The organism is Streptomyces sp. T028 (assembly GCF_048159505.1).
Taxonomy (GTDB): Bacteria; Actinomycetota; Actinomycetes; order Streptomycetales; family Streptomycetaceae; genus Streptomyces.
Genome location: NZ_JBLRVZ010000094.1, coordinates 1 through 9184, shown reverse-complemented (window position 1 = coordinate 9184; position 9184 = coordinate 1). Strand labels below are relative to the sequence as shown.

Below are 9184 nucleotides of genomic sequence, written 5' to 3'. Positions count from 1 at the left end.
ACCTCTCCGACGGCCCACCCCCCGCGCCGAGCACCCCGTCCCCGTGGTCCAGCCGCGCCCCGCTTCCTTCACCACCCCGTCCCTCCAGGCACCGGCCACCCCCACCGCCACCCCGCGTGCCCCCCAGCAGCCCACCACCCCCACGACGCCCCGCGCCCCCATGCCCGCCCCCATCTCCACCCCCACCGTCCAGCGCCTCGCACCCCCCACACCCCCGGCACCACCCCGGACCCCGCCCAAACCACCGCCCGCGCCCCGCTCCGAGCCCACGGAAGCGCGAACCACCGCCGCCTCCCCGCCCCCCGCCTTCGACCCCCGCGCCCTCACCGACTTCCAGCTCGACGAACTGACCCACCGCCTCACCGGCCGTATCACCCGCCTCCTGCGCACCGAACTACGCCTGGACCGCGAGCGGATCGGCAGACTCCGCGACCCCCGCCACTGACCGCCACCGACCGCCGCTGACCGCCACCGACCGCCACTGACCGCCGCGCCCCAAGAAAGGCCAGCCCCCCGATGTCCCGCGATCTCGACCCGGGCTCCACCATCTTCTTCACCCTGACCATCGACGGCGAGAGCCTCGGTTACTTCAACGGGTGCGAGGGCCTGTCCTCCCAGGTGGAGATCGAGCACCGCCAGGAGGGCGGCAACAACGGTTTCGTCTGGGCGCTGCCGTCCCGCGTCACGTTCTCCAACATCCGTCTCACCCGCCCCCTCACCCCGGACACCACCAAGGTGGCCAAGTGGATCTCCTCGATCACGACCGGGGTGACCCGCCCCACCGCGCAGATCGCGGCGCTGCGGGCGGACGGCTCGGAAGTGGCCCGGTGGGGGCTCATCGACGTACTCCCGGTCAGCTGGCAGGGGCCCTCCCTGGACCCCGCGAACCCGGGTGTCGCCACGGAGGTCCTGGAGATCACGCACCACGGCTTCACCGACTAGCCAGGCCGAGAAGCCGGGAAGAGGACACACGATCATGGCCAAGGGCAGCAAGAGCGGCGCGGGCAAGAGCCTGGTGCGCGCGACCCTCTCGATCCACGAACCGCCGGTCGGCACCAGCACCACCCCGGGCGGGCTGCGCAAGTCCTTCGAGTTCGAGTTCAACCCGGCCCAGTTGCAGGTGGCGCGCCGGGCACTGTGGAAGGTGACGCCGACGGCGGCCGTCCGCGACGGGTCGAAGCCGGAGTTCATGGGGCCGGAGCCGCGCGAGATGAGCGTGGAGATCTTCCTGGACTCCTCCGACCAGCCGGACAGCAACACGGTGATGCAGAAGGTGGAGTCGCTGTTCGACTGCTGCGAGGTCACCACCGGCAGCATCGCCGCGAACCAGCCCTCCCCGCCCTGGGTGGTGTTCCAGTGGGGGTCGTTCTCGACGGTGCACTTCACGGCGTACGTCAGCAGCGTCGACGTCTCCTACACCCTGTTCGGCACGACCGGCGTCCCCATCCGCGCCACCTGTCAGGTGCGGCTGCACGAGATCCCCAGCAAGACCAAGGGCCAGAACCCGACCTCGGGCGCGCTGACCGCCCAGCGCGTGCACCGCGTCGTGGCGGGCGACTCGCTGCAGTCGCTGGCATGGCGGGAGTACGGCGACACGTCCGCGTGGCGGGACATCGCCGAGGCCAACGGCATCGACGACCCGACCCGGCTGCCCACCGGCATCGAGCTGATCCTGCCGTCCGCCGGGGAGGTGCGTCCCTGATGGTGGCGACCGCCTTCTCCAACATCATCAAGGTCACCCTCAACGGAAGCCCGCTGCCGCCCGACTTCGCGCCGCTGCTGGTGGAGGGCTGGGTGGACCAGGGGCTCGGGGTGCCGGCCTCCTTCCGGCTGACGTTCCGCGACCCGTACCGGCTCGTCCTCGGCAAGCTCGGCGTCAAGTTCGGCACCAAGGTGGTCCTCACGCCCATCGCGGACGGGCAGGGCGCCGGCGACCCGCTCCTCACCGGCGAGGTGTGCGGCCTGGAGGCCGACTACGACGGCACCGGCTCCTTCACCGTCATCCGGGGGTACGACGCCGGCCACCGCCTGATGCGCCAGCGCCGTATCGCCGCGTACCGCAACCAGAGCGCCTCCGACATCGCCCGCAAGCTCGCCGCGCAGGCCGGTGTGCCCGTCGGGAAGATCCAGTCGACGAAGACGGTCTACGAGTTCATCAGCCAGGCCAACGTCACCGACTGGGACTTCCTCGCCCGTCTCGCCGACGAGAACGAGATGGTGATGTCGGTCGACTCCAAGGGGAAGTTCCAGTTCGTCAAGCCCGACCCCGCCTCCGGGGCGCCGCCCGTGTCGACCCCGGGCGAGAAGAGCCCGTACGTCCTCGAAGCCGGTACCGACATCCTGCGGCTGCGGACCGCCGTCACCTCCGCCGAGCAGGTCGCGACCGTCGAGGCGCGCGGCTGGGACGTGACGACGAAGAAGAAGCTCACCGCGACCGCGCCCGCCACCACCAACCCCGGCATCAGCATCGGGACGACTCCGGGTGAGGCGGCGGCCAAGTTCAAGCCGGCCAAGCTGGTCGACGCGCAGACGCCGTACGACCGGCAGTCGGAGGTGAAGTTCGCCGCCGAGGCCCTCGCCGACGACGTCACCGGGTCCTTCGCCGAGCTGGAGGTCGTCGTGCGCGGCACGCCCAAGCTGCGGCCCGGACTGCCCGTCACCCTGGCCGACGTCGGCGCGCCCTTCGCGGGCAAGTACACCGCCACCTCCGTACGGCACGTCTTCGGCGACGGCAGGCACTACGAGGCGTGGGTGACCGTCAGCGGGCGGCAGTGGCGGTCGCTGTACGGGCTCGCCTCCGGCGGCGGGGGCGCCGCCTCGCACAACGGCCTCCACCTCCCCGGCACCACCAACGCCCTGGTCACCGACATCCAGGATCCGCTGAAGCAGGGCCGGGTGAAGCTCCAGTTCCCCTGGCTCGACGACGTGTACATCTCCGACTGGACGCGGGTCGTCCAGTGGGGCGGCAAGGACGGCGGCTCGATCTTCCCCCTCGACGTCGGCGACGAGGTGCTGGTCGCCTTCGACCGGGGCGCCCTCGACCACCCGTACGTCATCGGCGGCCTCTACAACGGCAAGGACAAGCCGACGCCCGTGAAGGACGTCCCCCTGCACGACGGGGCGCGGCGCCGGGCCTCCCGGCACACCCTCTCCGACCGCGACGGCAACCGCGTCGACCTGCTCAGCCAGAAGACCGGCGGCCGCAAGCAAGGGGTCAGGGTCACCTCCGGCGACGACCGGCTCGTCATCAACCTGGACCGTACGAAGACGGAGATCACCGTCGACAGCAAGGGCACCGTCAAGATCTCGGGCACCCGATCGGTGTCCGTCGAGGCGGGCACCGATCTCACGCTGAGCGCGGGCCGCAAGCTCACCATCAAGAGCGGCGGGCTGCTCGACATCCGCGGCACCGGCGCGGTCAACCTCAAGTCGCTGACCAGCGTCGTCGCCGTGGACGCGCTGGGCGCGCTCAGCCTGAAGGCGGGCGGCGCGGCCACGGTCACCGCGGGCGGCACCGTCCAGGTCAACGCCACCGCCAACGTGGGCATCCGGGCCGCGACCCTGCTGCTCCAGGGCGTCGTCATGGTCAACAACAAGCCGTATCCGATCCCGTGAGATCCGGCCCCCGTGAGAATCCCAGGAGAAGGGTGGCCCTCTGATGGCCGAACAGTTCGTCGGGTCGGGCTGGGCGTTCCCGCTGCGGATCGGTCCCACCGGAGGCATCGCCCTGGTCAGCGGCGAGCGCGAGATCGAGGAGGCGATCCGGCTGATCCTCGCCACCGCGCCGGGCGAGCGCCCCATGCGCCCGGAGTTCGGCTGCGCCATCCACGACCTGGTGTTCGCCCCGGTCAACGAGGCGACGGCCGGCCGGATCCAGCACGAGGTGTACACCAGCCTGGACCGCTGGGAGCCGCGCATCGAGGTCACCGACGTCGACGTGACGGCCGGCGCCGAGCAGGGCGTGCTCTGGATCGACGTCCGCTACTCCATCCGCGGGACCAACAACCCGCGCAGTCTCGTCTTCCCCTTCTACGTCATTCCGTCCCACGAAGAGCCGGGCGGCCTGCCCGGCTCCTCCGGTACGGCTTCCGAAAGCGACCGCTGATGGCCCTGCCCTCCCCCAACCTGGACGACCGCCGCTTCCAGCAGTTCGTCGACGACGCCAAGCGCTACATCCAGCAGCGCGCGCCGGAGTGGACCGACCACAACGTCTCCGACCCGGGTGTCACGCTCGTCGAGACGGTCGCCCACATGGCCGACCAGATCGTGTACCGCCTCAACCGCGTCCCCGACAAGAACCACCTCGCCTTCCTGGACCTGGTCGGCATCCATCTCTTCCCGCCGTCGGCGGCCCGCACGGAGGTCACCTTCTGGCTGTCGGCGCCCCAGGAGGAGCCGGTGCTGCTGCCGACCGGCACCGAGGTGGCGACGGTCCGCACGGAGAGCGAGGAGGCGGTGGTCTTCGCGACGGAACGCGAACTCACCGTCGTCCCCAGCGAGTTGTCCCACCTGGTGGTCCAGCACCAGGGCGAGCCGGTCACCGACCGGACCACCGACCTCACCGAGGGCAAGGACGTCCTGTGCTTCGCCGAGGCCCCGCGCCCCGGCGACTGCATGCTCCTCGGCCTGAGCGCCGCCGTCCCGCACTGCGCGGTCGCCCTGGAACTCGACAGCCGCGTCGACGGCGTCGGCGTCGACCCCCGTCAGCCCCCGCTGGTCTGGGAGGCGTGGACGGAGGACGGCTGGCAGCCCTGCGAGGTCGACCGCGACGGCACCGGCGGCCTCAACCGCCCCGGCGAGGTCGTCCTGCACATCCCCGGCGGGCACGTCCTGTCCCGCTCCGGCGGCCAGGAGGCCGGCTGGCTGCGCTGCCGCGTCACCGAACCCCTGCCCGGCCAGCCCTTCTACACCCTCTCCCCCACCGTCCGCTCCGTCGAGGCCTTCACGGTCGGCGGCACGGCCCCCGCCGTCCACGCCGAGACCGTCCACGACGAGAACCTCGGCGAGTCGACGGGCCTCCCCGGCCAGCGCCTGCGCCTCGCCAACGCCCCGGTGGTCGGCGACGACCCACCGGTCCTGCTCCAGACCGCCGAGCACGAGGGCTGGGTCGACTGGCAGGTCGTCCCCCACTTCGCCGCCTCCGGCCCGGACGAGCGCCACATCACCCTCGACGCCGCCACCGGCGAGATCGCCTTCGGCCCGTCCGTCCGCGAACCCGACGGCGCGCTGCGCCAGTACGGCGCCGTCGCCCCCAAGGGCGCGATCGTCCGCGCCCGCCGCTACCGCACGGGCGGCGGCCGGGCCGGCAACGTGGCCCGCGGCGCGGTGCGGGTGCTGCGCACCTCCGTGCCGTACGTCTCCGAGGTCGTCAACCGGGAGGCCGCGCGCGGCGGAGTCGACGGCGAGACGGTGGAGGAGGCGAAGCTGCGCGCGCCGATCACCCTGCGCGCCCAGGAGCGCGCCGTGACGCTGAGGGACTACGAGGAACTGGCGCGCCGGGCAGCCCCCGAAACCGCCCGCATCACCTGCCTGGAGGGCGAGCCCGACGAACACGGCTCCTACGCGGTACGGGTGTTGGTGGTCCCCCAGGCGGTCCCCGACCCCGGCGGTCGCCTCCGCTTCGAGCAACTCGTCCCCGGTGACGCCCTGTTGGACCGCATCATGCGGCACCTGGACGAACGCCGCCTCATCGGCACCCGGTTGGCGGTCGGCCCCCCGTACTACCAGGGCATCACCGTGGTCGCCACGGTCCACGCCTTCCGCGGCGTCGACACCGACCGCGTCCGCCGCCAGGCCCACGACGCCCTCTACCGCCACCTCGACCCGCTCACCGGCGGCGCGGACGGCAAGGGCTGGCCGTTCGGGCGCCCGGTGCAGTCCGGCGAGGTGTTCGCGGTGCTGCAGCGGGTCCCGGGAGTGGAGCTGGTCGACCAGGTCACCCTGCACCCCGCGGATCCCCTGACCGGGAAGCGCGGCGACGCGACGGACCGCATCGATCTGGCTCCGCCGGCGCTGGTGTTCTCGTACGACCATCGGGTGCGGGTGATTGGGGACGGGGCGTGACCCAAAGGGGCGCGGGGCTGCGTCGATCAGCGGCTCCGCCGCGGGGCGCGACCAGCCACAACGGCGCCGCGCCGAACCGACAACCCCTCGCGGCCCGCGCAGCGCAGGCCCGCCTGGAAGGAGCCGTGCGATGAGGGGATCGGTCGACGGGCTCGGATCCTCCGCGCCGATCGGGGCGATGCTGCCCGCCGTCTTCGCGGACGACGATCTCGCGCAGCGCTTCGTCGGCGGGCTGGACGAGGTGATGGCGCCCATCCTCAACGTCCTGGACTGTCTGCCCGCGTACTTCGACCCGGCCCTCGCCCCGGTCGACTTCACCCGCTGGCTGGCGGGCTGGGTCGGCGCGGAGACCGACGGCACGGAACCGGAGGCACGGCTGCGGGCCGCCGTCGCCGCGGCCGCGTATCTGCACCGGGTGCGCGGTACCCGCCGGGGCCTGGCCGAGGCCGTCCGGCTGGCGTTCGGCGTGGAGCCGGAGATCGAGGAGAGCGGCGGCTCGGCCTGGAGCGCCCGCCCCCTCGGCCCGTTCCCCGGCGACGCCCGCCCCCACCTGCACGTCACGGTCCGCCTGCCCGCCCCCGGCCCGGCGGACGAACACCGCCTGGACGCCCTCGTGGCCGCCGCCCGCCCCGCCCACATGCCCTACACGGTCAAGGTGACCGTCGCCGAAAGGACCCCGGAGAAGAGATGACCACCCAGAACTGCGCCGAGTGCGGCACCCGGGCGGAACCCGGCCAGTCCTTCTGCGACGCGTGCGGAGCCGTACTCAGCTGGACGGACCGAGACCGCGACCGGACCCCGGCAAGGGCCGCCGCCACGGCATCCTCCGCCTCCGGTACGACGACGGCGGCACCGGACACCTCCACGCGCACCCGCGACGAGGAGGACGAGAACGACGACGACCGGACTCCGGAACCCCGGACGGAGCCGGACAACGACTCCCGCGACTCGGACGCCCCCACAGCCGCCGCCGACGACTCGGACGACGAGGACACGACGGAGACCCCTCTCCCACCCCTCCCCCCGACGACGGACACCGGCGAAACGGCCTCCACGGCCCCCACTCCCGCCCCCGCCCTCGGGGACACGATGGCGGCACGGGCCCGCTCCCTCCTCGTCCCCGTCGCCGACCCGGAGGAGCCCGCGCCGGCACCGCCCTCCGTCGCGCCGGTGCTGCCGGGTGTCCCGGTGGCGGACCGGCCGCAGGTCCGCGCGCCCGGCCCGGTGCAGGGCGAAGCGGGCGGTATCGCGTGCCCCTGGTGCGCCACGCCGAACCGCCCCGACCGGCACTACTGCTCGCGCTGTGCGATGCCGATGACCCTGGAGGACCGTTCGTCGATCCGGCTGCCGTGGTGGCGGCGGCTGTTCGGGCGGGGCGGGGAGACGCCGTGGGCCGGGGACCGTCCGCGACTGCGCCGTACGTTCGACCGGATCGTCACGTGGGTGATGGCCGCGGTCGTCCTCACCCTCCTGATCGTCGCCGGTGTGTACACCCCGGACGCGATACAGGCGACCAAGGACCACTTCGCGAAGCGGGCGGCGGTGGCGCCGGACACGTTCGCGGCGTCCCGCTCGTACCCGGGCCACAAGCCCGACCTGGCCTTCGACAAGATCAACAACACGTGGTGGGGTCCGGGCGTCTCGCAGTCGGGTGAGGGCGAGTGGATCGAGGCCCGCTTCAACGAGCCGACCCGTCTGCTGGACCTCGTCATCACCCCGGGCACGTCGACGCGCGCCGAGCAGCTCACCGAGTCGGCCCTGCCGCACCGCGTGAAGGCGACGATCACCCTGAAGGACGGCACCACGACGACCCGTGAACTGGTCCTCGACCAGCAGGCGGGCGGCCAGCGCCGCACCTTCCGCGTCGGCGAGGTCACGAAGGTCCGCTTCACGATCGAGTCGGCGTACGGGGCGTCGGCGAGCAAGCAGGTGTCGATAGCGGAGATCGAGTTCTTCGGCCCGTCGAGCGCGAACGCGTCGTAGGTCGTAGGGAGACGCGTGGTGATCGAGTCTCAGCGACACGCCGTGTGTGCGGCGTGTCGCTGAGACTGAGCGCACACCCCCTACGCGGGAGAGGGCCGGCTGGGGCCGCCGGATGTCAGAACGCGGTCGAGCGCCGCCCGTCCTGCGGGCCCCCAGGTCGGCTTGCCGCCGGGAAGGCCCCGTTCCCCGTTCTGGCCCATGAGGATGAGGAAGAGGCTCTTCAGAGCAGCCAGCCCTCGGGCGCGCCGGATCGTCGCCTCGTCCGTGTGCGGGTACGCCTCGAAGAACCGTGAGGACGCGCCCGCGGGAAGGAGCAGCCACGCGGCCGCGAGGTCCCACGCCGGATCGCCGGCGAACATGGCATCGAAATCGATCACGCCCGAGAGCGTTCCGTCCGAGACGACGACATTCGCGGGGTGGAGGTCACCGTGCAGCCATACCGGCGGGCCCTCCCACTCGGGGGCCGCGACGGCGTCGTCCCAGACGTCCCGGACGGCCCGGACGGCCCGGACGGCCCGGACGTCGGCAGCGATGCCGCCAGGGGCGATGGCCTGCAAGAACTTCTCGAAGCCGTCCGTGCACTCCTTGGGGTGAGCGCCGCGGTCCGAACTGGCCGGCGCATCCGCCGGCGCCGCCACATGGAGCGCCCTGAGGAAGCCCGCCAGAGTGTCGGCCGCGTGCTCGCCGCGGCTGATCGAGGCGTGGTCGAGTGGTTCTCCGGGAACCCACGTCATGATGTTCCAGGGCTTCGGGAAGCGCGCGGACGGTTCGCCGATCCGCACAGGGTTCGGAACCGGGAGCGGTAGGCGCGGGGCCAGGACGGGCAGCCATCGGCGTTCCTTGCGCAGGAGATCCGGGGCACCTTCCTTGCGCGGCATGCGCACGGCCAACTCATCCCCGAGGCGCCACATCTGGTTGCCCCAGCCGCCCGCCACCTCGCGGACGGCCAGTCCCGCAAGGTCCGGATGCTGGTCCTTGAGGAGATCGCGTACCAGCTCTGCGTTGAATCCTCACCCTCATGACTGAGGGGGATCTCTGGCTCAGGCGGCCTCCGGGAGCGGCGCTCCCGGAGGTCTTACGCCTTCAGCGCCAGCCGGGTTGAGACCAGCCCGGACGAGCATCACGCGGGCGGAGTTCT

The 9184-nt window shown here is 72.5% G+C and carries 9 protein-coding genes and 1 pseudogene; 8 read left to right on the top strand and 2 right to left on the bottom strand.

Features of this window, described 5'->3' with window-relative positions; translation table 11 throughout:
• The 8 genes from ACLZN2_RS49960 to ACLZN2_RS49925 all read left to right on the top strand — a co-directional run.
• Positions 1–445 (top strand): extensin (locus ACLZN2_RS49960; protein ID WP_416986823.1); only part of this gene is annotated, 445 nt, incomplete at its 5' end.
• Between the two features lie 71 nt (positions 446–516).
• Positions 517–942 (top strand): phage tail protein, encoded by a 426-nt coding sequence (locus tag ACLZN2_RS49955; protein ID WP_416986822.1) that lies wholly within the window; start codon positions 517–519, stop codon positions 940–942.
• Between the two features lie 34 nt (positions 943–976).
• Positions 977–1702 (top strand): LysM peptidoglycan-binding domain-containing protein, encoded by a 726-nt coding sequence (locus tag ACLZN2_RS49950; protein ID WP_416986820.1) that lies wholly within the window; start codon positions 977–979, stop codon positions 1700–1702.
• Positions 1702–3615: a VgrG-related protein gene (locus ACLZN2_RS49945; protein WP_416986819.1), complete on the top strand. Its 1914-nt coding sequence runs from the start codon at positions 1702–1704 to the stop codon at positions 3613–3615. Before ACLZN2_RS49950 ends, ACLZN2_RS49945 begins: the two co-directional genes overlap by 1 nt.
• Positions 3616–3658: 43 nt before the next feature.
• A complete protein-coding gene (locus tag ACLZN2_RS49940) occupies positions 3659–4105 on the top strand; it encodes a GPW/gp25 family protein (RefSeq protein ID WP_416986817.1) in 447 nt (148 codons plus the stop codon).
• Positions 4105–6063, top strand: a complete 1959-nt coding sequence (locus tag ACLZN2_RS49935) for a putative baseplate assembly protein (RefSeq protein WP_416986816.1) — start codon at positions 4105–4107, stop codon at positions 6061–6063. Before ACLZN2_RS49940 ends, ACLZN2_RS49935 begins: the two co-directional genes overlap by 1 nt.
• A 130-nt stretch (positions 6064–6193) precedes the next feature.
• The gene (locus ACLZN2_RS49930) at positions 6194–6754 is read left to right on the top strand and encodes a phage tail protein (protein ID WP_416986814.1); all 561 of its coding nucleotides are present in this window, start codon (positions 6194–6196) and stop codon (positions 6752–6754) included.
• Positions 6751–8046, top strand: a complete 1296-nt coding sequence (locus ACLZN2_RS49925) for an NADase-type glycan-binding domain-containing protein (RefSeq protein ID WP_416986812.1) — start codon at positions 6751–6753, stop codon at positions 8044–8046. Before ACLZN2_RS49930 ends, ACLZN2_RS49925 begins: the two co-directional genes overlap by 4 nt.
• A gap of 80 nt (positions 8047–8126) precedes the next feature.
• Here the strand turns inward: ACLZN2_RS49925 and ACLZN2_RS49920 are convergent, their stop codons facing one another.
• Positions 8127–9041, bottom strand: a complete 915-nt coding sequence (locus ACLZN2_RS49920) for an aminoglycoside phosphotransferase family protein (RefSeq protein WP_416986824.1) — start codon at positions 9039–9041, stop codon at positions 8127–8129.
• Between the two features lie 45 nt (positions 9042–9086).
• A pseudogene (locus tag ACLZN2_RS49915) lies at positions 9087–9184 on the bottom strand (RNA-guided endonuclease TnpB family protein); the annotation flags it as partial.